This is a genomic window from Synechococcus lacustris str. Tous, assembly GCF_003011125.1.
Lineage (GTDB): Bacteria > Cyanobacteriota > Cyanobacteriia > PCC-6307 > Cyanobiaceae > Synechococcus_D > Synechococcus_D lacustris.
In genome coordinates this window covers 1-24,881 of sequence record NZ_PXVC01000026.1, presented here as the reverse complement: position 1 = coordinate 24,881, position 24,881 = coordinate 1, and the positions used below count along the sequence as shown (strand labels likewise).

Genomic DNA, 24,881 nt, shown 5'->3' with positions numbered 1-24,881 from the left:
TTTTAATGGTGTAATTTAATATCTTCTGCTTTCTATTCAAGCAGTTGGCTTACCGCTTAAACTAAAGAGTCTTGACATTTGTCTTGCGCTGATTGTAGATTAAGCGACTTATTTTTGAGTTATGAGTAATATAACTTCGAATTAGCTGCTTCATAGGTGTGCCAGKTMTAGTTTTGAGTGAATCGCGCCACCTGAATTCCATGRCCCRTTTRWTAAACGATTCAGAGCTAAAAGAWTTGCCAAGTATTTTGCCTGGCTGGCAAGTGCAAGATGGAAAGATCAMRCGCACATGGCACTTCAATGATTTTTCAGAGGCCTTTGCYTTCATGGTGAGGGTTGCCATGGCAGCTGAACAGCTGGGCCATCACCCAGATTGGAGTAATAGCTGGAATAAAGTAAGYATTGAATTAGTGTGCCATGATCTAGGTGGTATATCTGATTTAGATRTAAATTTAGCTAAGCAAATAAATCAAATTTGCCCTTRAATAGGAWAWTTAATTAAATAYCAAGCCATCGTTTGACGCAGTAACCGATACTGTGCTCCCCGCTGTATAGCTGCCGGAAAGGATAGCCTTGGCTATGGGTGTTTCCAATTCCCTTTGGATTGCACGCTTAAGTGGCCTTGCCCCATAAACAGGGTCGTAGCCAGYKGTTGCAAGCCAATCTAGGGCACTACTTTCAGCATTTAAATTTATTTTKCGGTTTGCTAAACGTTTTGCCAGCCTTTGCACTTGCAATCCAACAATTTGGCGTAGTTCATCAGCCCKTAAACTATGAAATATGATTGTTTCATCTAGCCTRTTTAGGAATTCTGGCCTGAAGTGGCTTCTCAGGGCTTCATTTACCCTTCGCTCCATTTCATCATGGCGGCCATCATCTCCAGCCAATTCTAATATTGATTGGCTACCAATATTACTGGTGAGGATTAGAACTGTATTTGTGAAATCCACCGTACGGCCCTGGCTATCAGTAACYCTGCCATCATCAAGAATTTGCAGCATTACATTGAACACATCCGGATGTGCTTTTTCWATTTCGTCAAATAAAATAACGGCATAGGGCCTCCTTCTTACCGCTTCCGTGAGTTGCCCCCCCTCCTCAAAACCAACGTAGCCAGGGGGCGCTCCAATCAACCTTGAAACAGCATGCTTTTCCATATATTCGCTCATATCAATTCGCACTAAGGCATTTTCACTATCAAATAATTCAGCCGCTAGCGCTTTACTTAATTCGGTTTTACCAACACCGGTGGGGCCAAGAAAAAGAAAGCTAGCTATGGGCCGATTCGGATCCGATAGTCCAGCCCTRGAGCGTTGAATTGCATCAGCAACAGCAGAAACAGCCTCAGTTTGACCAATAACACGCCCATGCAATTGCTTTTCCAATTCAAGCAGTTTTTCCATTTCTGATTGGGCTAACTTGCTCACTGGAATGCCWGTCCATTTAGCAATAACTTCGGCAATATCGTCTTCAGTGACTTCCTCGCGCAATAATTGCTGTGTTGAGCTATCGCTATCCGCACTRCCTAGCTCTTCTTCTCTAGCGGCAAGTTTCTTATTTAATTCAGCCAATGTGCCRTATTCCAATGCTGCGGCTTTGTTTAAATCATAATTACGTTTTGCCTGCTCTACCTGTAGGGTAACCTGCTCAATCTCTTCTTTTAATGCCTGTAAATTATCAATTGCACCTTTCTCTTTYTGCCATTGGGCGTTAAGSCCACTTTGTTGCTCATTTAATTCTGCTAGTTCCCTCTCAATTYTCTCAAGCCTTTCTTTGCTGGCGGCATCTGATTCACGWCCTAGGGATAGTTTTTCCATCTCCAATTGCAGTATTTTACGATCGATTTCGTCAATGGCCTCTGGTTTTGAGGTTATTTCCATCTTTAAGCGTGCTGCCGATTCATCCACAAGATCAATTGCTTTATCCGGAAGGAATCGATCGGCAATGTAGCGGCTGCTAAGCACTGCAGCCGCYACTAAAGCTGTATCTGCGATTCTTACGCCGTGGTGCACCTCATAGCGTTCCTTGAGGCCACGAAGGATTGAAATTGTGTCTTCAACCGTTGGCTGATCTACAAATACYTGTTGGAAGCGGCGCTCGAGGGCTGGATCCTTTTCAATATGCTTGCGATGTTCATCAAGGGTGGTTGCACCAATACAACGCAATTCACCCCGGGCTAACATTGGTTTTAGCAGRTTGCTGGCATCCATCGATCCGCCGGCTGCTCCAGCGCCAACCACCGTGTGAATTTCATCGATAAACAATACGATTTGCCCATCACTAGATGTAACYTCYTTTAAAACTGCCTTTAATCTTTCCTCAAATTCACCTCGATATTTAGCWCCTGCAATTAGTGCTCCCATATCAAGGGAAATAAGTTGTCTGTTCTGTAGCGCAGATGGCACATCACCATTAACTATTCGTTGCGCTAAACCTTCAACAATTGCCGTTTTGCCAACSCCGGGTTCACCAATTAAMACCGGATTATTTTTAGTGCGGCGAGATAAAATTTGTATGGTGCGACGGATCTCTTCATCGCGGCCAATCACAGGATCTAATTTCCCCTGGCGGGCGGCGGCTGTTAGATCACGGCCATATTTTTCTAATGATTCATAGGTTCCCTCTGGGTTTTGGTCGGTAACCCTCTGGCTACCTCGAACACACTTAATTGCATCACGTAATTTTGCTTCATCTAATCCYGCAGCCTGCAATAGTTGTTTACCGCAACGATCATCTATGGCGAGGGCTAGTAGAAGGTGTTCAATGGAAATAAAACTATCTTCTAGTTCTTTTYTTAAATYATCAGCTCGCTCCAATAGTGTTTGCATAGCCTTGCCCATATATACATTGCTTGGAATGCTGCCCAGGCTTGGTTGCCTTTGAATAAATGCCTCTATCTGTTCAGAAAGCTGGCTTGGAACAAGTTCGGCCTTTTCTAAAATGCGAACGGCCAAGCCCTGCGGCTGTTGCATTAGGGCGAGAAAAAGGTGTTCGGTTTCAAGTTGTTGATGGCGCTGCTTTTGGGCAATGGCTTGCGCTGCTACTACGGCTGCCCAGGCCTGTTCGGTGAATTGCTCAGCTGTTGGTTGAATCACTTTGCTTGCTCTGTTCCTGGATCCAACCTATGGGCAAGTGATGCTTTTTAAGGTGGGGTTTGCCGATCAGGAAAACCGTACACAGCACTCTTAATAAATTATTCTCCAATATCCTTGTAGTTGCAATATTTTAATGGGCATCCATTTAACCCATAATAAGCATCGAATTGTGATAAACAGCCCCTCGCATTTTTACTTGCAACTTCGCTWGGGGGTAATTGTTTTGGTTGGGCATACTCCATCCCCCACGGCACCAGCCAGGCGCAACCCCCTGGGGTGAGMCCTGGCCTTTGGCTYGCAAATGGCTGTGTTGGTTGGGCCAGCGCTGATAGGGGKAAAATCAAGGCCCAGATCAACAGTTTGATTTTCATTGCTAGGCTTGCACTACTGGCTTTCTAGCTAGAAAACAATTGCTTGTCTGCCCTGGGGCTTGTTTTTTGTATGGCTGAAATTTTTCCGCTTGATYTAATTGAATCACTTGCCATGGAGGTGGATACATTTAAAAATACAAGTAATGATCTAGAGCGTAATTGCTGGCTTACTGTTCACCGCTTYCAGCATGGYGTTCTGCCAAGTGAATATGATATTCGTGAAATTCCAGAGGATCTTTATCTTCAATTGTTAGCCCATTGCAAGGCCATTCAGGGAAATGCATAACCACTAAAAARCCGGCTTATTTCTAAGCCGGCTTCCTGATCTTCTAGGGATTTTGCAGGAGASCTGATCAGCTCCAGCCCTTGGCAGACATGTCTTCCACATAGGAAGCAACATCTGCAATGTCGGTGTCGGAAAGTTTGCCGCCAAAGGCTGGCATGGCGTTCTTGCCATTGGTTACCTGATAGGCGATAGCAGCTTCATGGCCAGCGCTGTARTCGGCGAGGTATGCATCCAAAGCCTCAGCTTTGAGGGTGCGTTCACCGTTAACCACGTTGCCGCCACCCATGTGACAGGCCACACAGTTGGCTGAAAACACCTGGGCGCCGTGGGCAATRTCCGCTGCATAGGCGGGGGCTGAACCAAGGGAAAGGCTGCCGAAAATGAAAGCAAAACAGAGGGCCACTAGGCCAAGTAGGCGACGCATGGGCGCAAAAAATTTTCCTTACCAACTTAGTAAAAGCTCTACCTAGCTTGGGCCCTCTGCAACGCTTTGACATGTAGTTGCTTGGCGCAGGGGACCCCGCTGGGGTAGGCCGGCTTCGTTGAACACCGCCTCAAGGTTTGARGCATGGGAATGCAAACCAAATCTTTCWGGGGGGCTGATYGGGCTATGCACAAAGTGTCTTTGGCGAATGCTGAAGCGATCCCRGGCGTTGATTTCTATCGGCAGAACCTTGATCAAGGCTTCAATTAACCAACCCCACAGCGGTATGCCAGGGGGGCGCCACATKCCCCTCCAGCAACAAAGCTGGGCAACAGCTTTGTTRATCGTTATTGCCGGCTGACCCAACACCAATCGCCGCACSGCCCCTTGACCGGCCTCTGGATTGGCTTGATGGGGGGCTAAACACAGGTGGCARCACACTTTTGCAATATCTGCCGCATGGATGAAATGAAAGCTGGAATCWGCACGAAGCCAGCGGGCCAGCCATAGCCAGCCAATGGCCTCGCCAAGGCCTGAGGTGAGATAGCTGTTGGGGAAGGCCCCCATGCCATCAACCCTGCCACCAAATACCAGGGTGGGAAACACTGCAACAATCTTTGCTGCCAATGGRTGAGCTTCTAATTGGCGCAGGCATTGGGCTTTGGTTTGGATATATTCAGTTCCAAATTCTTCAGCTTCATYAAATAGCTGTAAATCTTTGTTTAAKATACTTGCGGTTGAAAAGTAAATAACTTGGTTTAATTTTGTTGGATCTAAACGAGCTAATAATTCTTTTACAGCATCAACATTTACCTGCTTTGCCCTCAACGGGTCGCCCCATGCTGTGGCTGTGTGTATTACCCGGGTAACGCCCTTAAGCAGTTGATCATGGCTGCTTTGATCGCGTAGGTCGCTCACCAATAGGGTTATGCGCGGATGGTTGTGGGGAACGGCCGTTAATTTGCTTGGGTTGCGCAACCACAACAAAAGCTCAGCATCTGAATGCTGAAATAACTGATGGCAGATGTGTTGACCAACGCAGCCACTGGCGCCGGTGATCAGAATCCGTTCGGGGCTCACCTCAACCCACCGTGCCCATTAGTTCATTTACCCGTTTGCCYGTTTCAAAGAAAACCCTGGCATTTTCTTCCGGGGTGCCAGGCAAAATGCCGTGGCCCAGGTTGAGAATGTGCCTACGGCCTCTCGCCTTACGCACCGTATCGATGATGCGATGGCGAATCGCTTCCGGCGTACCAAATAGCAGGCCGGGATCCACATTTCCCTGGATGCCCACATGGTGCGGTAAGCGTTTGCAGCCATCGGCCATATCAACACTCCAATCSAGGGAGATGAAGTCAACCCCTGTGGCTGCCATCCTTTCAAGCACCCCCGCGCTGCCTGATATGTAGAGGATCAAYGGTGTTTCTGGATGCTTAGCTCGCACCTGGTCGATCACCCGTTTTTGGTATGGGGCAGCAAAGGTGTCGTAATCAATCGGGCTCAGTTGGCCAGCCCATGAATCAAATAGTTGAACAACTTGGGCGCCACTATCAATTTGATAGTTCACGTAAGTGGCGATGCTGTCGGCAAARTGSGAAAGCAATCGATGCATTAATTGCGGTTCCCTAAAGGCCATCGCCTTGATMACCGCATAGTCTTTRCTGCTTTTACCTTCAACTGCGTAGGCAGCCAAGGTCCAGGGGGCACCAACGAAACCGAGCACGGCTGCCTCTGAACCAACACTCTCCCTAAGCCTGCCGAGTACCTCCCCTACAAAAGCGAGGCTGCTGGCAGGTTCAAGCKGGCGCAGGGCCTCCACTTGGGCAATCGAACGTATGGGTGGATCAATGATTGGCCCCCTGCTTTCAATGATGTCGAAATCAATGCCCATCCCCGGCAGGGGGGTGAGGATGTCTGAAAACAGAATCACCCCATCCGGCTGGAAGGCCTGGAAGGGTTGCATTGATATTTCATAGGAGAGATCTGGATTTTCTGAGCGGTCGCGGAAGGAGGGATGGCGATCGCGCAAATCCCGATACACCTTCATGTATCTACCCGCCTGCCTCATCATCCAMACGGGGGGACGCTCCACCTGTTCACCACGGGCGGCACGCAGCAGCAGGGGTAAGGCGTTGCTCATGGCAGCAAGGGAGGAGAGTTAGCCGCTGACGCTACCCGACCAATCAACCTTATTTGGCGCTCTCTTCATGGATTGCCGCAGCTAATTGGCGACTGGGGTCGAGCTTTAACACCAATACGCTTAATGGTGGCAGGCAKAGATCGAGGGATTGTTCGTAGCCATGCATAGCTTGGCCATCGCTGAACTTGCCGCCCAAATTACCTTGGTTAGTGCCGCCATAGCGTGAACTATCGCTGTTGAAAGCTTCTTTATAGAAGCCGTTAACAGGAACGCCAATGCGGTAGTTGCCATGGCCTTCAGGGGTGAAATTACAAACCACCACCACCCAATCMCCACCGTGCTCATCGCGGCGCATGAAGCTCACAACACTGTGGCTRTTGTCGTCGCAATCTATCCACTGAAAACCGTAATTAGCAAAATCACTGCGCCAYAAWGCTGGCTCTGATTTATAGAAACTGTTAAGGTCGTCCACCAGGTTTAATAGGCCCTGATGGGCTGGATATTGAAGCTTGTCCCATTCGAGATCACCCCAMACRTTCCATTCACCCCTTTGACCAAACTCCATACCCATAAATATTGTTTTCTTGCCAGGGTGGGTCCACATAAATGTGAGCAATGCCCTTACATTGGCGAATTTTAATTCATCGCTACCCGGCATCTTRTGGAGCAGGTGGCTCTTGCCGTGTACCACTTCRTCGTGGCTTAAGGCGAGCATGAAATTTTCAGTGTATTGATAACAAATTGAGAAGGTTATGTTGTTTTGGTGGAACTGACGGAACCAATGATCTAGCTCGAAGTAATCGAGCATGTCGTGCATCCAACCCATGTTCCACTTCAGGTTGAAACCAAGGCCCCCCATGTGGGTTGGCATCGTAACCATCGGCCAAGTGGTGGATTCCTCTGCGATCGCCAGGGCACCAGGGAAATAGTKRAATAGCACTGAATTTGCCTGTTGCATAAAGCGAACGGCTTCAAGATTCTCCCTGCCCCCATGTTCATTGGGTAACCATTCACCATCAGGCCTTAGGTAATCGCGATAAAGCATCGATGCAACCGCATCTACGCGGATGCCATCAATGTGAAATTCTTCAAACCAAAATAGAAGATTTGAAACCAGGAAATTCCTAACCTCATTTCTACTGTAATTAAAAATTAGTGTTCCCCATTCCTTATGCTCACCGATGCGGGAATCACCGTGTTCATAGAGATGGCTRCCATCAAAGAAAGCGAGGCCGTGGGCATCTTTAGGGAAGTGTCCAGGCACCCAATCCAGGATCAAACCGATGCCCTCTTTATGGCAGCGATCAACAAAAGCYTTGAAYTCATYTAAGGGCCCAAATCTACTTGTTGGTGCATAGAAGCCMGTTACTTGATAACCCCATGAACCATCGAATGGATGCTCTGCAACGGGCATTAATTCAATGTGGGTGAAGCCCCTTGCCTTTACGTATGGAATAACGCGATCAGCTAATTCTGGATAGGTGAGTAAGCGGGCYCCAGGTTTTAAATCGGCAGCTGGAACTGGGGTTCTAGCTTCACCGTTGCTTTCTATRTATGGCTGATCAGCGCCACCATGCATCCAACTGCCCAGRTGCATTTCGTAAACAGAAACSGGCTGGTCGAGGGGATTACGGCTATCCCTTTGCTGCAACCAACTGGTGTCGTTCCAKTCGTAGTTATTCAGATCTGCCACCAGCGATGCCTGCAGGGGCCTTACCTCATGTTGAAATCCATAGGGATCRGCCTTCTCRTAGCAGTGGCCGTTTTGGCTGCGCACCTCATATTTGTAGSGATGGCCTACGCCAATTCCAGGCACAAATAATTCCCAGCTGCCCCCCAGGCGTTSTTGCATCGGCAGGTGTCTGCCGTCCCAGCCACAGCAATCGCCAATTAGGGCAACACTGCGGGCACTGGGCGCCCACACACAAAATTGCACCCCTGCCACCCCCTGTTGTTCGGTGGGGTGGGCACCCATCCKSCGCCAAATGTGGTGGTGGTTACCCTCAGAGAAAAGGTGGCGATCCATTTCCCCCATCCATTCCTCACGGAAGGCAAAGGGATCGTGTTGTTCATGGGTAATGCCAGCCCTGTGAACCCTCAGCCTGTAGCCACTGCCTGGCTCTTGGGGCAGCACTTTTTCAAATAACCAAGGGTGATGGGGGCATTCCATCGCCAATTCCTGGCCCTGGTGCAAGAGCCACACTTGGTTTGCATCGGGCAGCCATGCCCGCACTACCCAGTTGCCATCAGCTAGGGGCTGGGGGCCTAGCACCGCAAAGGGGTGGTTGTGGCTGCAGGTGGCTAGCCGCTCGCCATCGGCAAACATCCAATCAATGCTTTCCACAACCATCGCGGCCCTTTTCCATAGCTGTGCCGGAGCCTAAACGGATTCGTGGCCCCTTTAMCCCATAGCTTTGAGCTCCAAACCACTTCCTTCTAATTGCATCTCCAAACGAATGCTGAGATGTTCTGGCCCCACGGGCCCAGGAGCCCAATGGCCATCACCGCGATTCACGCTTACCTGGGGCCAGGCGGCAGCAGCTATGCACAATCTGAGCTGCTCCCCTGGTTGCAGAGTGGCCAGCAGCGGTTGAAGTTGCACTTGCCTAGGTGCCAAATGCAAGCAGTGTTYCCCCAGTTGCCTCAAAATGCCTGTGCTTAGAACCAACACCTCTGCTCCTTGCTTGCGCACCACCGCCAAGCTGGCGCAAAGGTCGAAGCCCGCTTGATCAGCTGCCACCACCACTGTTAGTTGCGGTGCACCCCAGAGCTCWAGTGGCTCCTTAACTGGGGCGCCCGTGAAACAAACCACATCAGCTCTGCCATCAATAGCGCCTCTCTCCTGGATCCCCGCATCTGCACCCAGGTGGCCACCGCATCCAGGCGCCGCTCTCCAGGGGTCGTGCACCCAATACACAATGCCCCTGCCTTGGTGATTTGCTAAGAGCTCACCCTCATCACTGCGGCTGGCGGCYAAGCCTCCACTGCTCAAGCCCCAGGTTTGATTGCTGGGCCKCGCTGGATCCCTTTGYTGCCAAACCTTGGCGAGTAAATCAAAAACCAAGCAGGGAACTGCTTCCTTAGGCGGTAAGCGATCGCGCAGGTGCTGATCAAAAAAAGCAAGTTGCCATTCATCTACCCCACCACAGGCGTGGGGCCCTTGGTCAACACTGCCAACCCTGCGATCCCAGCTCAAGTGGCTCCAGGGTCCGATGCGCAGCAATGGGTTGCCGCCAGCTTGCTTACTGAGTTTCCAAATATCAAGGCCGCCCCTCAAGTAAGGGTCGTGCCAACCCTGGGGTAGTAATAGGGGCAATCGCAAAACCGCTGGATCCGGTGCCTGCTCCTGCCAGGATTCCGCCGCTAGTGGATTACGGTTAAACCAGGCCAGCACTGGATTTCCTGGATTTACCTGGCGTAGTAGCTCAAGCCCRTTWACAAGAAAAYCACCCCCTTGCAGGCTYGCGCGRATGGCATTCCATTGATCGKTTTTATTTGAACGCCTGCATTGTTCGGCTGCTAAYTGGAGGCCCCAGGCCAAATTRTTTGCATAAAAATGGGCACCCCCTTCACTTGCCAGRTGTAAACGTTGGTTCCAACCGGTCATGGCAGGAGCCATGGCATCKGCGGGGTTACCTAATAGCTGGGTAAGGCCTTGATAACTAAAGCCGTAACTGCCAACGCGCCCATTGCAGAGGGGGTGACTCCTCAGSGCCAGCAGGCTGCTGCTGCCATCGCTGATCTCTTGGCTAAAGCCCTGGAACTCCCCTTCCGATTCWCCGCARCCCCTCACATCTTGAACAAAAACTAAATAGCCCTGCTGGGCATACCAGCTSGGATGGGCATACACAACGGTGGATGCAAGGCGGTGGCCGTAGGGCTGACGCATCAATAGCCCTGGCCATCTACCCCTTCCTGCTGGTTGCCAAAGTTCACCGCGAAGTAGAACCCCATCCCCCATTGGGATGGCAAGTTGTTTTACTTCAACTGCCAAAACTCAACGCACTTCAGGGCAATACATTCCCACCACATAGGTGTTGAGAATTTCGGCGTCGATGGTGCTAAGGCCCTGGCTGGCAGCAGTGCTGCGAACAGCMRCCGGTCCATGGGCCTTTTGACCGCTGGCATTGAGTTTGCGGAATTCACCGCACAACTGTTGGGCAAGTTGTTTGTTTTGTTTAACCGATTCCAGCAGGGGGCTTGCCCCTGCATAGGCGCCACTAAAGCTRAGGCTTAAAACCAACCCAGCCAAGCTTGGCAACAGGCGATGGGAAGCCATTTCCAGCCAATTAATCAGATCAGTTCATTTCAGGTCCAAGCGGTTCCCCTTGGCTGGTTGCAGTGTCAGTTCTCTGGCTGGGTAACCAACCCTGTTTTWAGATCGCGAATCGCTTCCCCTAAAACCACTGGTTTGCTGCTGCCATCAGCCTGATCTTGCAAGCTACGCAATTTCACATGAACTAAGCCATCACCACTATTTCGACCACTGCCGCGCAGGTTTGTGGCTAGTTGTTGCAGGGTGGGCTGCACCGCTTCTTTAGGGAAATCAGCGCCGGCTGCTGCAACAACCAAATCGCTGCCGTTGTCGTAAACAACCGGCACATAAAGGGCCCCTTCCACCTTGAGCCTCGGGCTGTAGCTGATGGCAAAAGCAGCGCAACCCAAAGCTAAAAGCAAGGTGAAACTCGTTACACCCACTAAACGAAAGCGGATAGCCCAACCTTTCCAAAAGCCGATCGCTGTGGTTAAACCGATAAAAGCCGCTGCGATGCCTATCCAGGTGCCTGCTTTTAGTAGCAGTGGATCAGCGGCCATTGATACCCATGAATCAAATCTGGTTAAACCTTATATTGCGCCAAACCTGGAAGAAATCACCGCCGCCATGGGGGGATTGATCCAGCGGGTCGTRGGCCCATTTAGCTTGCTGGGGCTGCTTAGCATCGCCGGSTGTGGTGTTGCCCCTTTCTCTGGGGACAGCAAAACAGCTGCCTGGCACCGTCAGCTGGAATTCTGGCTTGAAAGGGGCCTTGCCCACCCCGTTGATTTGGGGCCATTTCAAGGCATCGGCCCCGCTGGAATCGGCTTCGGACCAACCCGGGTAGGCCCCAGTGGCCTGGATAGCTCAACCATGGCTGCCCAGCAGGTTTGGTTACTGCCGGATCTGCTTAAAAGCTGGCAGCAACGGGAACTTGTTTTGCAGATTGGTTTAAGCAACTACCAAGTGCATTTGAATCGCAATAGGGAAGGTTCCTATTGGGTTTTTCCCCGGGGGCGAGGCAAAGCACCACGCCTGAGATTGCAACTTAAATTGCTTAATACGGCGCGCCTAGCGCTTGATAGGGGCGGCCAGTGGAGTGCCAGCCAAGGCCAGTTAGATCTTGATTTGCCAAAYCGCAAGCTAGATCTTMATGCCCAYTTATGGCCTGGCATTAGGCCAATTTCGAATAAACAATCTTTTGCACCGMTTCGTTTAAAACTTAGAAATCATTGGGGCGAAGGGGGCAACYTGCAGCTGCAACTGGCCCTGCAGCAATTACCCCTAAAACCGATCAATGCYTTTTTGCCAAGTTTTGCAAGGGAAAAAGTGCATGGTTCAAGCAGCGGCTTGTTGCTGTTAAACCGTCGCAACGGCCGCTGGCAGTGCTGGGGGCCATTGGGGCTTGAGCGCTTTTCATTCCAATTGGGCGATCCTCTKCRGGCCAAAAACTTGAAATTGGTTTGCAAAGGAGAGGAATTGGTTTTAGCCCCGGCCCAGTGGCAGTGGGCTGCTTGGCGCGGCGATCTCGCTGGCAACCTGCGCTGGAATCAACCGAGCAAATTGCGATTCGCCCTGGCGGGMCACCTGGAGAGCAGCTCTGCAATTCCAAAGCTGAAGCTGTTTGCTGCTTTGGAAGGATCTGGAAGCAAATGGCGACTGCAAGAGTTCTCCGCTGTGGCCCCAACCAAGCCAGCTGGTTACTCGCTTTTAAGTGGCCGTGGAGGTTTAGATGCTGGTAGATGGTGGCTCTCAAGCCCGAGCATCACCTGGGCAAGCACTTTTAGGGGCAATCTMAAGGCAAGTGGTAAAGGCTTTGGCCATGGAAGTTTGAAAAGCCTTGGCGGAAACTTTGCTTTTGCCGTTCCCCGCCTCAAGGATCCTTTGCGGGGCAGCTACAGCTGGCGGGCAGGAAGATTGGAGGTGTTGGCGAATGGACCATTCCGAATCAATGGCTATTGGCAACCCAAAAAAGGTATGCCCCTAGCCAAAGGCGCAGTGGCTGGGCTCATTTCGCTAGATCGCTTTAATTTGCAAAAATTAAGCCCAAATCAACAGYTTGCTGGCTTTTTAAATGCCACTGCCGAGCTGAGCGGCAGCCTGCAAAAACCAGTTTTGCAGGGAAMGCTATTGCTGCAAAATCCCGCCTATGGGCCCCTACAGCTGCCGGGTGAATGGAGCGGAAAGTGGCAACAAAACAATTTTTGGTTGCGTTCAGGATCTGGATTGATCACTGGCAACTGGCGGGCTGGGGCACTGCAAAATCTCAGCTGGCAACAAGGCCCAGGTGAATTGCGGCTTGTTGCCGCCGCCGCTGGTTACCGCTGGTGGGCGCAGCAATGGCCTTTAGAACCCCTGAGGTTGCAGCTACGGGGGCGCAAGCCGTTGTTGTTTGGCGGCATCCTTACGGGCAGTGGCAATTTGGAGAGGGCGCCTTTTTCCTTGGCGGGTTCTGCCATTTGGCAACGGCCAGCCATCGCCCTATGGCGCGGAAAATCAATTGTTCTCAGCGGTAAATTACGCAGCCCTGGCTATGCGATCAAGGCAAACTTGGATTCAGGTGATGGTGCTGAAGTAAGCCTGATTGCAAAAGGTGCAATTKCCGGTCAATTAGATCTACAGGCGCGGGGGCGTCGCCTACAGCCAAAGGCGATTTGGAACCTCTGGCAAAGCTTTAGCCAACCGCTAAATAAGTTTGGTCAAGGCAAGGCYGKTGATCTGCTTGGCCTTGATATTGCAACCCTAGGGGMAAACCTRGATGGCCAATTGCTGTTGTTGCGCCAGGCTGAAGCTCAAGTTGCTGCGGCGCGCAGCGTTGATTCAGGCAATGGCCGCACTTCCCCGGAGGCCCTGCGGGGCCTGATGGATGCCGATATCAGTTTGCGGGGACCCAACACCAGGCAATTAAATCTCTCTGCTGCTGCCCGGGGGCAGATCTGGCTTGAGGCTCAGAACTTTGATAARCCGCTGCAATTGCAACCCTTTGTGGTTTCTATTCAGGGCCAGGGGAGTGGTGATTTCAGCTTCAGTGGCTTGCCCATTGGCTTGATCGCCCTGCTTACGCCAGTGCCATCGGGTTTGCGCGGTGCCCTCAGCGGTAGGGGGAAGTGGAGCAGTGGCAAGGCTGATCAAGGTATCCAGGTGGAACTTGCACTTGAGCAAGGCATGTTGCGCAACCAAGYGCTGCGGCTTGAGCGGGGCCGAATTGAATTAAAAAATAAGCWTTTGGATTTGGATCTTGCCCTCAGGGGCGGCGCCGCCAGCAGCAGTATCGACCTRAGCGGTCGGCTACCCMTAAACCCAACGCAGGAGGGAATGGAACTCCGTCTTTCAAGTAGAAACGACGGTTTGATATTCCTTGCGGCCCTACTCAAAAGCACCATGGAATGGCGTGAGGGTTCGGCAGATCTTCAGTTATTGGTGCGTGGTAGCCGTCAAAAACCGATTGCCAACGGTTTTATTCGCCTTCGCGAMGCGGAAATTAAGGTGGCGGGCCAAACATTAAATAAGCTGCAAGCGGCCTTGTTTTTTGATTTTAAACGGCTGGTTATTGAAGAGTTTAGCGCCTCTGTTGGCAGCGGAAATATCGAAGCTAAAGGTAGTTTGCCTTTAATTAATATCTCCGATCAAAGTGATCCCAAAGGAGTTAAAATTGGCTTTAATAATGTTCCTATTCAACAGCAAAAYCTCAGGCTGCGTAGCGATGGAGAGCTATTACTTACTGGCACTTTACTTAAGCCCGAACTTGGAGGTGAGCTCGCTCTGAGCAATGGTCGATTGCAACTGGGAGCAACCCAGTTGGCTGGAGCTAATGGCAAAAAAATACCGCTAGAGCAAAGGTTGCCAGAAATCAAATGGCAATTTCAGCAACCGCTGGTGTTGCTAGGCCCAACTGTTGAATCAAGTTCTGGGGTGGCACTGCGCCAAGCCATTCCTGCATTTGGGATCTTGAAATTAAAAGATTTACGCTTAACTCTYGGGCCTGATCTMCGCATAACAGCTCCGCCSGTTGCAGATTTTAGTTTGGCTGGTTTAGTTAGTTTAAATGGCATCTTGGGACCAGATATTCAACTTTCTGGGGTGGTGCGACTATTGCAGGGCAGGATCAATGTATTTACCAGCAGTTTGCGCCTTGATAACAACAGCCCAAACGTGGCGGTTTTCACCCCATCCCTTGGGCTTATTCCTTACCTCGATTTAGCCCTAACAACAAGGGTTTCTGATCAGGTGCGCAGTGGTGAGCGGGCGGGCCCCCAGAGCGGTGATCAATTACAGGGCAGCTATTCAAATCTTGATCGCCTTAACTTAGTAAAAGTGCTTGTGAAGGTTCAAGGCCCAGCGGATCGCATCGGCGACAACCTTGAATTGCGTAGTTTTCCCCCAYTGCCGCGGGAGCGTTTGATCGCCCTTTTGGGTGGTAATTCCTTGGCTGGTTTGGCCGGGGGGGATGCGGGCACGGCATTGGTAACGGTTTTAGGTCAAACCCTGCTCACACCTGTTGTTGGTGGTTTTTCTGAACTGCTGGGTCAAAGGCTCAACGTGGCTTTATACCCAGCTTTCCTTGATCCATACGTAGCTAATTCCACTAGCTCCACCAGCAGTAATCGAAGGGTGCCATCCAAATTGGTGCTCGGTTCAGAGGTGGGTTTGGATATTACGGATCGAATTAATTTATCTGTATTGGCAGCGCCTAATCGCAGCGACATTCCCCCAGAGGCCACCTTGCGCTTCCAAGCCACCGACAACTTAGGTTTACAGGGGTCCTTTGACCAACAGGGCCGCTGGCAAAGCCAGGTTCAATTATTTTTCCGCTTCTAAGTGCAATTTTGTTCTTTCACTACTAAAGCTTTTTGGAGGAGCTGATGATTGGAATCAGGCAGAATCAAGCTCAATTGATCGGTGTGGATGTTGGTGGCACTGGTTTGAAATTAGCTCGCTTTAATCAAGCTGGTGATTTGCTCGCTGAACTAAACCAACCAACTCCATCCCCAGCTACACCGGAAGCCATATGTTCTAARTTAATAGAAATGATTCATCAGTTAGATCCTGAGCATCAAGCTTCAGTTATTGGCGTTGGTATCCCAGGACCAATTGATGGCACAGGCAGAATCGCCCGTATATGTATTAATTTACCCGGTTGGCARGATGTGCCTCTGGCCGATTGGTTGGAAACAAAATTAAATCTACCTGTGGTGYTMGGMAATGATGGTAACTGCGCCGTATATGGTGAACATTGGAGGGGCGCTGGTAAAGGATTTGATGATCTTGTGTTGCTTACTTTAGGYACAGGAGTTGGTGGCGGGGTAATAATTGCTGGCCAATTATTTCTGGGTTGTAATGGTGCGGCGGTGGAGCCTGGCTTAATTGGTCTTGATCCCAATGGCCCAGCTTGCAATAGTGGMAATAATGGCTCCATTGAAAGCTTTTGCAGTATTTCTGCCCTCACAAAAGCAAGCGGCCACGCCCCAGCCGAGCTATCCAGATTGGCTGCCACCGGTGATCAAAGTGCCCTGGCTGCCTGGCACCGTTATGGCGCTTTGCTTGGTTGTGGCATCAGCTCTTTGATTTATTGCTTCACTCCCCAGCGGCTGCTTTTAGGCGGTGGCCTGAGTGCAGCTTTTCCCTATTTCGCCCCCGCCCTAAAGGCTGAGGTGCAGCGCCGGGTTTTAGCTCCTAGCCGCGAGGGTTTAGCGATCTTGCCCGCCGCCTTAGGTAATGGGGCTGGTCGCCTTGGGGCGGCTCGGCTGGCGCTCAACAAAYTGCTCACCCCTGGGCAGTGATGATATTTGCAAKAAAAAATCCAAAGCAGCCATGGCTCCAGCCCTAAGCAATCCGATTGCAAACCCCAGCCCTGAACTATTGGCTAKGGCTGCAAGCCTTAGGCGCCATGCCCTTGTTCTGGCCCGCTGCAGCAATGCCGAAAGGCAGCAGGCCCTATTTGCGATGGCCGATTCCCTTGAACTGCATGGGGAAACGATCCTTARGGCAAATGCTGAGGATCTAACTGCTGCTGCGGCAGAGGAATTGGCACCGGCTTTGCTGGCGAGGCTAAAGCTGGATGGAGCCAAGTTAGAWGCTGCGATAGCAGGGGTTAGGCAATTGGCCGGCCTGTCGGATCCCCTCGGTTGCCGCCAGTTGCATCGAGCTTTRGATGATGGGCTTTTATTGGAGCGGGTGAGTGTTCCGCTCGGTGTTTTAGGGGTGATATTTGAAGCTCGACCCGATGCTGTTATTCAAATTGCAGCCCTTGCGATTCGATCTGGTAATGGGGCAATYCTTAAAGGCGGTAGAGAAGCGATTGCAAGTTGCGCAGCAATTATGCAGGCRTTGCAGGATGGTTTGCAACGATCAGTGGTAGATCCCAATGCGCTTGCATTGCTCACCAGTAGGGAGGAAAGTCTTGCCCTATTAAAACTCGATGGCTTGGTTGATTTGATAATTCCGCGCGGGTCTAATGAATTGGTTCGTTTTATTCAAGACAACACCCGCATTCCTGTTTTAGGCCATGCGGATGGGGTGTGCCATTTATATATTGATCGCATRGTAGATATTAATCAAGCCGTAGCTATTACATTAGATAGTAAAACGCAATATCCAGCTGCTTGCAATGCATTGGAAACCCTTCTAGTTCATCGAGAGGTGGCAGCTGATTTCCTTCAGGCGGCGGTGCCAGCTCTGCTGCAAGCCGGGGTGGAATTGCGGGGTGATTCTGAAGCGCAACGCCATGGTGTTRGSAAGGCTGCTCAAGAGTTTGATTGGAGTGAGGAATATTTAGATTTAATYCTTGCCATACGAGTGGTGCCTGATTTTGAAACGGCCCTAGCCCACATAGAGYGTTATGGCTCCCGTCATACAGATGCCATTTGCAGCAGTGATGCCAATACAGCTGAACAATTTCTYGCCAGGGTTGATAGCGCTGGTGTGTATCACAATTGTTCAACTAGATTCGCCGATGGATTTCGTTATGGCTTTGGCGCAGAGGTTGGCATAAGTACCCAAACAATGCCTCCAAGGGGACCCGTTGGCCTAGAGGGTTTGGTTACCTATCGCTATAGGTTGCGCGGAAGCGGCCAAGTGGTTAGCTCCTATAGCAGCGGCGAAAGCAAATTTAAACATCAAGATTTAGCACTTTAAGTAAATGAATGATGCCGTTATTATCCGTGGGCTTCGGCTTTGGGCCCATGTGGGGGTTCTCGAATGGGARCGTAAATATGGCCAATGGTTTGAGTTGGATATCAACCTATATTTACCCCTAGCAGYGGCTGGGGAAAATGATGATCTAACAAAAACGCTTAACTATGCAGATGTGATTGAATCGATAAGGCAACTTGCTAGGCAAATAAATTGCCAAACAATTGAATGCTTTTCGGAGCAAKTAATTAAAACTATTGATTCAATTTATGGAGTGATGCCAYTCGAARTAGAACTGCGGAAGTGCAATGCGCCAATAGCAGGTTTTAACGGTTGCGTAGCCGTGCGCCGGCGCCGTGATTAATGGGTTAAMCCYGAATGTTTTAGTAGGGCAGCAGCGCAGGGGGGGCGACCACGAAATTGCTCAAAAATCTCTTGGGGCGCTCTGCTACCCCCAAGGCTTAAAACCGTTGCGCGAAAGCGTCTGCCAGTTGCTTGTAGGGCGACTTCATTYTCTAAGCCCACCTCTTCAAAGGCAGCAAAGGCATCGGCACTTAATACCTCTGCCCATTTATAACTGTAATAACCAGCGGAATAACCACCAGCAAAGATATGYCCAAAGCTGCAAAGCATTGCATCTTCTTCAAGTGGCGSTAACAAGGTTGTATTTAAWGCAATTTGCCGCCGCATTTGCTCAGGGCTAACGCCAGAATCAGCGCGCCAATGGGCATGTAAATGGAGGTCTGTTAAGGCGAGATGCACCTGCCTTAGGGTGGCGGCACCAGCCATGAAATTRCGGGCCTTAAATAGTTTTTGGCGTTCCTSATTCGGTAATGGTTCACCGCTTTGCCAATGGCGAGCAATGGAATTAAGCGTTTTTTCTTCGTAGCACCAGTTCTCCATGAATTGGCTTGGCAATTCAACGGCATCCCACTCAACMCCGTTTATGCCGGCTGCYTCYGGTTGCTCMAYAGTTGTGAGCATATGCTGTAAGCCGTGGCCGAATTCATGAAATAGGGTTTCAACTTCATTGAAGGTCATCAAGCTAGGGGTTTCACCTACCGGTGGGCTTTGATTGCAAATTAAATAGGCAACTGGTAATACTAWTTCGCCTTCACTATTRCGCTGCCGACCTAAACATTCATCCATCCAGGCTCCACCACGTTTACTACCTGGTCTGCTGTAGGGGTCGAGGTAGAAGGAGGCYAGTTGGCTACCTGTATCGGCCTCAAACACTTTGAAGTAGCGCACATCTTGGTGCCAAATGGGCGCTTGGCCATCGGCTATTTCAATTCGAATTGCAAAGATCCTTTCGCAGAGGGCAAACAATCCATCWAGTACCTGGGGCAGGGGAAACCACGGGCGYARTGCYTCACTATCTAGGTTGAAACGTTCCTGCCTTAACTTTTCACTCAAATAGCTCATATCCCAGGCTTCTAGCTTGGTTTTATTCGGAGCCAATGCCATTAATTCAGCCAACTCCTGCTTGCCAAATTCAATGCTTGGATTCCTTAAATCCTCCAATAGCCCYTCTACTGCCGCAACAGATGGAGCCATTTTGGTTGCAAGGCTCACCTCTGCCCAATTTGCATAACCAAGTAATTCGGCTTTCTCTTGACGTAATTTTAGRATTTCAGATGTTAATTGTTGATTGTTGTTGGGTTCACTGGCTGCCCTGCTGATAAAAGCCCTATATAATTTTTCCCTGAGTTGCCTCGATTCACTAAATTGCATAAATGGTCCATAGCGCGGTTGATCTAAACCCAATAGCCATGGTCCATTATTTGCATTGGCATCAGGATGGTCTTTTTCACGGGCAGCTTGAGCTAAAAGTTCTCTTAAGCTATGGGGACAGCCTGCAATTTGACTCTCATCCGTTAGTAATAAGCTCCAATTTGCAGTGCTATCAAGCAGATTATTGCTAAAACTTGTGGCAAGCGCACTCAATTGTTCGCTTAACTGATTAAATATCTCCTGTTGATCTGCTGCTAAACCCACACCCCTCAGCCGCATTCCGAGTAATTCAGATTTGATAATACGTTTTTGGCAATTATCTAAACTTTCATCTTGTTGTTCWAGGGCTAATAGGGCCCGATAAATGGGTTTTGATTGGGCAATACGGCTAGAGAATTGCACCACCGCTGCTTGATTTTGCTGATGGGCCTCCCGCAGGCTTGGGTTATTGCACACCCCCAACAGGTGACAAACCAAACCCCAACTCCACCTAAGCCTTTCGCCCAGCTGCTGCAGTGGAGCCATCAACTGGTTCCATTGAAGAATATTTCCAGCCTTTTCTTCGGCTTCAATCAAAAGTTCTAGCGAATCAAGCTGCTCTTTTAAATCCAGCAGCAGGGCTGGGATGCCTTCGTTTACTTGGGAAGCATCAATCGCATCGAATTGAGGTAAGCCCTTGCCTTTTAGGAGTTCTAAGTTGGCTAATTCAGCAACTGTCATGGGCTCAGCCGATGGCGGATGACATTTCTAGTAGGGCCACAAGGGAGCTGTGGATTTGKGCGGAGATTGCGTCTGTGGTGGCGTCGTATATGCCGCTGGCAAGGCGGGGCCAAAAGCCGATCATGAGAGTTGGCACCACCAACACAAGTGCAATCGTTAATTCCCTCGGGTTCATGTCGCCAAGAGTTGCAAGGGCTGGGATACGGGGTCCAAAAAATACTCTTCTGCACATACTTAATAAATACATTGGCGTTAGGATTAAGCCAATTGCAGATAAAACAATAGTTATTACCCTAAAGCCTATGGTAAAGCTATCATTACTTGTTATACCTAGAAACACTGTTATTTCACTCACAAAGCCACTCATTCCAGGTAGGGCTAATGAGGCAAGGCAAGTAATTAGAAATAATGCAAATGTAATYGGCAGAACCTTTGCCAGCCCACCCATGTTYGGAATTGATAATGTTTTAGTGCGTTCATAAAAAACACCAGTAACAAAAAATAAGCCCGCTGCTATCAAGCCATGGCTGATCATTTGCAGCATCGCTCCGTTCAAACCCAAATCATTAACAGCCGCAACTCCTAGAAGCACAAATCCCATGTGGCTCACAGAGCTACAGGCAATGCGCCTTTTCACATTGTCTTGCCCGAATGCATTCAGGGCTCCATACACAATATTTACAATTCCCAGCACCATTAAGGCTGGCGCTAATTTTAGATGGGCTTCCGGCAACATCTGCACATTAAAACGGAGAATCGCATAGCCACCCATTTTCAGTAGCACCCCAGCAAGGAGCATTGAAACAGGKGCATTGGCCTCACCGTGGGCATCTGGCAGCCAGGTATGCAAGGGAAATATAGGAAGTTTTACGCCAAATCCAATTAAAAACCCAAGGTAGCAAAGTAAACCAAAATTACCGCTATAACTGCGTTGTGATAGTTCTTGTAAATTCAAGGTGAATCCCTCACCATGAAAAGCTAGAGCAAGGCCGCTAATTAGTATTAGTAATGATGCAGTTGCGGTGTAGAGAATGAATTTTGTAGCTGCATATTGTCTTTTTTGTCCGCCCCAGATTGCGATTAGWAGATATACYGGCACCAGTTCAAGTTCCCAGGCCAAGAAGAACAAGAGAAAATCTTGGGATARAAACACAACCGCTTGGGCTGATGCCTGGGCCAAAAGAAGGGCGAAATAGAGCCTTGGCTTGAGTTCGATCTTCCAGCTCGCTGCCACCGTAAGCATCGTTACGAGGCCGCTGAGCAAAACCAGCGGTGCTGAAACTCCATCGGCGGCCAAAGACCATTGCAGGCCCATGGCAGGCAGCCAGTTAATGCGCTCCACCAACTGCAAGCTGCCCAAGGYTGGATCGAAATGGCGCCAAAAGGACCAAATCATCAAGCCAAGGTCGGCTAGCAGGGTGCTTAAAGCCACCCACCTACAGCTCTTTTGCCAGCCCGCCGGCAATAGGGCCAAAATCAGCACGCCCGCCARAGGCAGCAACACGATCAGGCTTAGATCCAACGTTTGCCACCAGCACCGGGCAGTGGCCAACCTACCAGTTTGACCTCACCAGCTGAGTAGTTCTACTCAGCTAATTTCTGCGGCCTTGCTCCAACTGCTGCCACCTTTTTGCAGGGGCAGGATTTCTGTTCTTGCMCCCACTCCCCGTTCTTCCCAGCTTTTTGCCATTGCCTCGGCCACCAAAACAGCTTTTTCTGGTGGGCATAGGGCCAACAAGCTAGGACCAGCTCCACTGATTACGCAGCCCCATGCTCCTGCGCCCATGGCGGCCTTYCGCACCTCGGTGCCCCCTTGGATCAGGGGCCAGCGGTAGGGCTCGTGCAGGCGATCGTGCATGCCATCGGCAATTAAATCGCCATTGCCCGTGCGTAAACCTTGCAGTAGCAGGGTTAGCGAGCCCAGATTYGCWACAGCATCTGGAATGCCGATGTGTTTTGGCATTGCCCGGCGGGCATCTGCTGTGGAAAGGCGGATTGTGGGAATTGCTACCACCGCTTGAACCGTGGGATGCCAGTCGCAGCGCACCACCCGCCAGCGGTGGGATGCCGCCCTGGCCGTTAGGCATAAACCCCCAAGCAAAGACGGCACAACATTGTCGGGATGCCCCTCAATGTCGATTGCTAATTCAAGTAGTTTTTCTTTGCCTAAGGGTTCCCCCATCAAGGCGTTTGCCCCCATTARGCCGGCCACAATCGCGGTGGCACTGCTGCCCAAGCCCCTAGCTGGCGGAACCGCCAGGTGAACCCTTGCCTCCAAGGCCATGGGCTCCATGCCCACCTCTCGCCATACCCGTTGGGCTGAACGRTAAACAAGGTTGTCTGGGCCTCCGCGCAGATGGGAGCCATCGCTGCTCTCGATCACCAGTTCAAATCGCCCGCCACCTCCCTCCAGCACGGTGAGTTGAAACCTGTTGCCCAATTCCAGGGCTGCACCAAGGCAATCAAAGCCAGGGCCCAGATTTGCGGTTGTGGCTGGCACATTCACCAACACAGCCTCCCCTATTTTTGGTTGGGATGGCGCTGCCCTATGGCCGTTCGCCTCCATGGCGATTCCTCTGCTAGGCGCACTCTGCCAGCACCCGTGCCCTGCAGGCAGCGCTGAACAAACCGGCATCTGAATCAACCAGGGCTTTTACAGGCAGATTTCCTACAAATTCACTGAAGCGTCCCTTTTTCGCCATGGCGCTAAGGAAAGCCTSCGACTTCAAACCATCYAGTTGTTTATTGGCGGTGCCACCACCAACCCATAAACCGCCAGAAGCCATTTCATGAACAGCTAGGTCGCCGGCTGCAGAGCCGTAGGCGCCAAGCCAAATCTCTTGGGCACGGCTGGCTATGGGCCCCCCATTGGCTGCTTGTTTGGCCACAAGGGCTGGAAGATCGGGGCGATTGGGGCTGCCGGGKGGAAGATCCCGCCAGGCCTTAGCTGCTTCAGAAAGGGGAAAATGCTCTTCTTCTGCGCCGCAGTGCTCAAGCCARAGATAAATAAGACCAAGGCCTGTGCCACTCACCACCCTTTCCACCGAGAGACGATCAACCCCTAGGTGCTTGCGCAACCAGCCCTCCAAGAGCATTTCATCGGTATTTCGCGGTGCAAATTCCCGATGGCCCCCCTCACTTGCAAGGGATAACAACTCACCATGATGTTTAAAACCCCTTGCCATTCCGAGCCCGGTGCCGGCGCCGATGATGGCGATCGGGCCATTTGGATCGGCACTGCCCACCTGAATGGTTACTTGTTGCTCACTGTTCAAATGGGGTAGGCCATAAACCAAAACGGCAAAATCATTAACCAACTCCAGTTGCGCTAAGCCACTACTGGTTGCCAATTCCTGTTGATCGAGGTCCCAGGCCAGGTTGGTGATTGYRGCTTTGCCGTGCTGCACTGGCCCSGCCACGGCAATACAGGCTGCATCTACGCGCAAACCAGTTTTTAGCTGTTCGCCAAGAAAGGTTTGCAGCATTGGCAGCAGGTGGGGCCATTCAGCTGAACCGAAGCGCTTTTGAGTGAGGCAATTGAGTTGATTACCYGTTGATTCATAAAGGGCCAGGAGGGTTTTTGTACCCCCCAGATCACCAGCTAATAAAAGCGACATAAAAAATTTTTGTTCGTTACTAAACTAATGCTTATCTATGCTGTAAAAGTTAAATTTGAGTTTCGGTTGTGATTGGCCTCTTGGGCAGCAGCCAATAAMTTTGTTTTTGAAACAATTCCWAGGTCCCCCTGGCGTCTACTGCGCAAGCTAAGGCTTTGCTGTTCCGCCTCCTGAATGCCAATAACAGCAAGAACAGGAATCTTTTGTTGTTCGCCATTCCTGATTAATTTCCCAAGGCGCTCTCCGCTTCTATCGATTGTGCTGCGAATCCCCGCCTTCTGAAATTCAGCCTGGATCGCTTCGGCATAACCGATCACCTCATCCGTAACAGGCAGAAGGCGTATTTGTTCAGGTGCTAGCCAAAAGGGGAAATCGCCGGCATAGTTTTCGGTCATAATTCCAAAAAATCTTTCCAGGGAGCCAAATATGGCCCGGTGGATCATGATTGGCCTTTGGCGACTGCCATCGGCAGCAACATATTCCAAATCAAAACGTTCAGGTAAGTTGAAATCCAGCTGAATCGTTGAGCATTGCCACAWCCTGCCGATGGCATCTTCAATCTTTAGATCAATTTTAGGGCCATAGAAAGCTCCACCACCTTCATCTACCTTGTAGCTCCATCCCTTGCGGTTTAGGGCCTCAATTAATCCGTTTGTTGCCAAATCCCAAACGGCATCATCACCGATTGATTTTTCTGGCCTTGTGGARAGGTTGATTTCATAATTGGTGAAATCAAATGTGGATAATATTTCCTCAGTGAGATTTAGTATTTTTAATATTTCATCGCCTATTTGATTCGGYAAGCAAAAAACATGGGCRTCATCCTGGGTGAAGCCTCGCACCCGCATCAACCCATGCATTACCCCAGGCCGTTCATAGCGATATACGGTGCCAAGCTCGGCCCAGCGAATTGGTAATTCTTTATAACTTCTCAACTTACTTGCATAGGTTAGAACATGAAAAGGGCAATTCATCGGTTTCAATTGATATTCACGTTCATCCACCTGCATGGGSCCAAACATGCTTTCAGCGTAGAAATCAAGGTGTCCTGATGTTTTCCAGAGGCTGATATCAGCCACATGGGGGGTATAGAGCAACTCATAACCAG

At 50.4% G+C, this 24,881-nt stretch carries 19 protein-coding genes; 6 read left to right on the top strand and 13 right to left on the bottom strand.

All coding sequences use genetic code 11. From position 1 onward, the window contains the following. Window positions 1-200 precede the first annotated feature (200 nt). Window positions 201-485: a 4a-hydroxytetrahydrobiopterin dehydratase gene (locus C7K08_RS07140; RefSeq protein ID WP_106499950.1), complete on the top strand. Its 285-nt coding sequence runs from the start codon at window positions 201-203 to the stop codon at window positions 483-485. Window positions 486-494: 9 nt separating this feature from the next. Here C7K08_RS07140 and clpB read toward each other — a convergent pair whose 3' ends face one another. Next, window positions 495-3,092 (bottom strand): ATP-dependent chaperone ClpB, encoded by a 2,598-nt coding sequence (gene clpB / locus C7K08_RS07135; protein WP_106499955.1) that lies wholly within the window; start codon window positions 3,090-3,092, stop codon window positions 495-497. A gap of 444 nt (window positions 3,093-3,536) precedes the next feature. On the opposite strand from clpB, the gene C7K08_RS07125 reads away from it, so the two are divergent. Continuing rightward, window positions 3,537-3,752, top strand: coding sequence for a hypothetical protein (locus C7K08_RS07125; RefSeq protein WP_106499948.1), 216 nt, complete (start codon window positions 3,537-3,539; stop codon window positions 3,750-3,752). 67 nt (window positions 3,753-3,819) lie between these two features. On the opposite strand, the gene C7K08_RS07120 is transcribed toward C7K08_RS07125, so the two are convergent. From C7K08_RS07120 to C7K08_RS07090, 7 genes are all read right to left on the bottom strand, one after another. Continuing rightward, window positions 3,820-4,176, bottom strand: a complete 357-nt coding sequence (locus C7K08_RS07120; protein ID WP_106499947.1) for a c-type cytochrome — start codon at window positions 4,174-4,176, stop codon at window positions 3,820-3,822. Window positions 4,177-4,218: 42 nt separating this feature from the next. Next, window positions 4,219-5,256 (bottom strand): NAD-dependent epimerase/dehydratase family protein, encoded by a 1,038-nt coding sequence (locus C7K08_RS07115; RefSeq protein ID WP_106499946.1) that lies wholly within the window; start codon window positions 5,254-5,256, stop codon window positions 4,219-4,221. Between the two features lies 1 nt (window position 5,257). Continuing rightward, window positions 5,258-6,316, bottom strand: coding sequence for a uroporphyrinogen decarboxylase (gene hemE, locus C7K08_RS07110; RefSeq protein ID WP_106499945.1), 1,059 nt, complete (start codon window positions 6,314-6,316; stop codon window positions 5,258-5,260). Window positions 6,317-6,365: 49 nt separating this feature from the next. Next, on the bottom strand, window positions 6,366-8,666 hold the full coding sequence (gene glgB, locus C7K08_RS07105) for a 1,4-alpha-glucan branching protein GlgB (protein ID WP_106499944.1): 2,301 nt from the start codon (window positions 8,664-8,666) through the stop codon (window positions 6,366-6,368). A gap of 51 nt (window positions 8,667-8,717) precedes the next feature. Further along, window positions 8,718-10,310, bottom strand: coding sequence for a CocE/NonD family hydrolase (locus tag C7K08_RS07100; protein ID WP_241537123.1), 1,593 nt, complete (start codon window positions 10,308-10,310; stop codon window positions 8,718-8,720). Between the two features lie 3 nt (window positions 10,311-10,313). Next, window positions 10,314-10,595 carry a hypothetical protein gene (locus C7K08_RS07095; RefSeq protein ID WP_106499943.1) on the bottom strand — a complete coding sequence of 94 codons (282 nt, stop codon included), beginning with the start codon at window positions 10,593-10,595 and terminating at the stop codon, window positions 10,314-10,316. Between the two features lie 65 nt (window positions 10,596-10,660). After that, a complete protein-coding gene (locus C7K08_RS07090) occupies window positions 10,661-11,131 on the bottom strand; it encodes a Ycf51 family protein (protein ID WP_106499953.1) in 471 nt (156 codons plus the stop codon). Between C7K08_RS07090 and C7K08_RS07085 the strand changes: the two genes are divergently transcribed. Genes C7K08_RS07085 through folB form a run of 4 tightly spaced genes read left to right on the top strand, consistent with a single transcriptional unit; the run spans window position 11,097 to window position 18,066 of the window. Further along, window positions 11,097-15,389, top strand: coding sequence for a translocation/assembly module TamB domain-containing protein (locus tag C7K08_RS07085; protein WP_161955831.1), 4,293 nt, complete (start codon window positions 11,097-11,099; stop codon window positions 15,387-15,389). The two genes, C7K08_RS07090 and C7K08_RS07085, sit on opposite strands and share 35 nt — an antisense overlap. Before the next feature lie 44 nt (window positions 15,390-15,433). Next, window positions 15,434-16,351 carry an ROK family protein gene (locus tag C7K08_RS07080; protein WP_193464819.1) on the top strand — a complete coding sequence of 306 codons (918 nt, stop codon included), beginning with the start codon at window positions 15,434-15,436 and terminating at the stop codon, window positions 16,349-16,351. A gap of 31 nt (window positions 16,352-16,382) precedes the next feature. Continuing rightward, window positions 16,383-17,705 (top strand): glutamate-5-semialdehyde dehydrogenase, encoded by a 1,323-nt coding sequence (locus C7K08_RS07075; protein WP_106499951.1) that lies wholly within the window; start codon window positions 16,383-16,385, stop codon window positions 17,703-17,705. 4 nt (window positions 17,706-17,709) lie between these two features. Then, on the top strand, window positions 17,710-18,066 hold the full coding sequence (gene folB / locus C7K08_RS07070; RefSeq protein WP_106499941.1) for a dihydroneopterin aldolase: 357 nt from the start codon (window positions 17,710-17,712) through the stop codon (window positions 18,064-18,066). Here folB and C7K08_RS07065 read toward each other — a convergent pair. From C7K08_RS07065 to thrS, 5 genes are all read right to left on the bottom strand, one after another. After that, a complete protein-coding gene (locus tag C7K08_RS07065) occupies window positions 18,063-20,156 on the bottom strand; it encodes a M3 family metallopeptidase (protein ID WP_106499940.1) in 2,094 nt (697 codons plus the stop codon). The genes folB and C7K08_RS07065 overlap by 4 nt on opposite strands. Before the next feature lie 4 nt (window positions 20,157-20,160). Further along, window positions 20,161-21,678 carry an NAD(P)H-quinone oxidoreductase subunit 4 gene (locus C7K08_RS07060; protein ID WP_193464820.1) on the bottom strand — a complete coding sequence of 506 codons (1,518 nt, stop codon included), beginning with the start codon at window positions 21,676-21,678 and terminating at the stop codon, window positions 20,161-20,163. 66 nt (window positions 21,679-21,744) lie between these two features. Then, a complete protein-coding gene (gene thrB / locus C7K08_RS07055; protein WP_106499938.1) occupies window positions 21,745-22,722 on the bottom strand; it encodes a homoserine kinase in 978 nt (325 codons plus the stop codon). Window positions 22,723-22,735: 13 nt separating this feature from the next. Next, complete coding sequence (glk, locus tag C7K08_RS07050; protein ID WP_106499937.1) at window positions 22,736-23,773, bottom strand: glucokinase; 1,038 nt, start codon at window positions 23,771-23,773, stop codon at window positions 22,736-22,738. Window positions 23,774-23,808: 35 nt separating this feature from the next. Continuing rightward, a partial coding sequence (gene thrS / locus C7K08_RS07045) for a threonine--tRNA ligase (protein WP_106499936.1) occupies window positions 23,809-24,881 on the bottom strand: 1,073 nt, incomplete at its 5' end.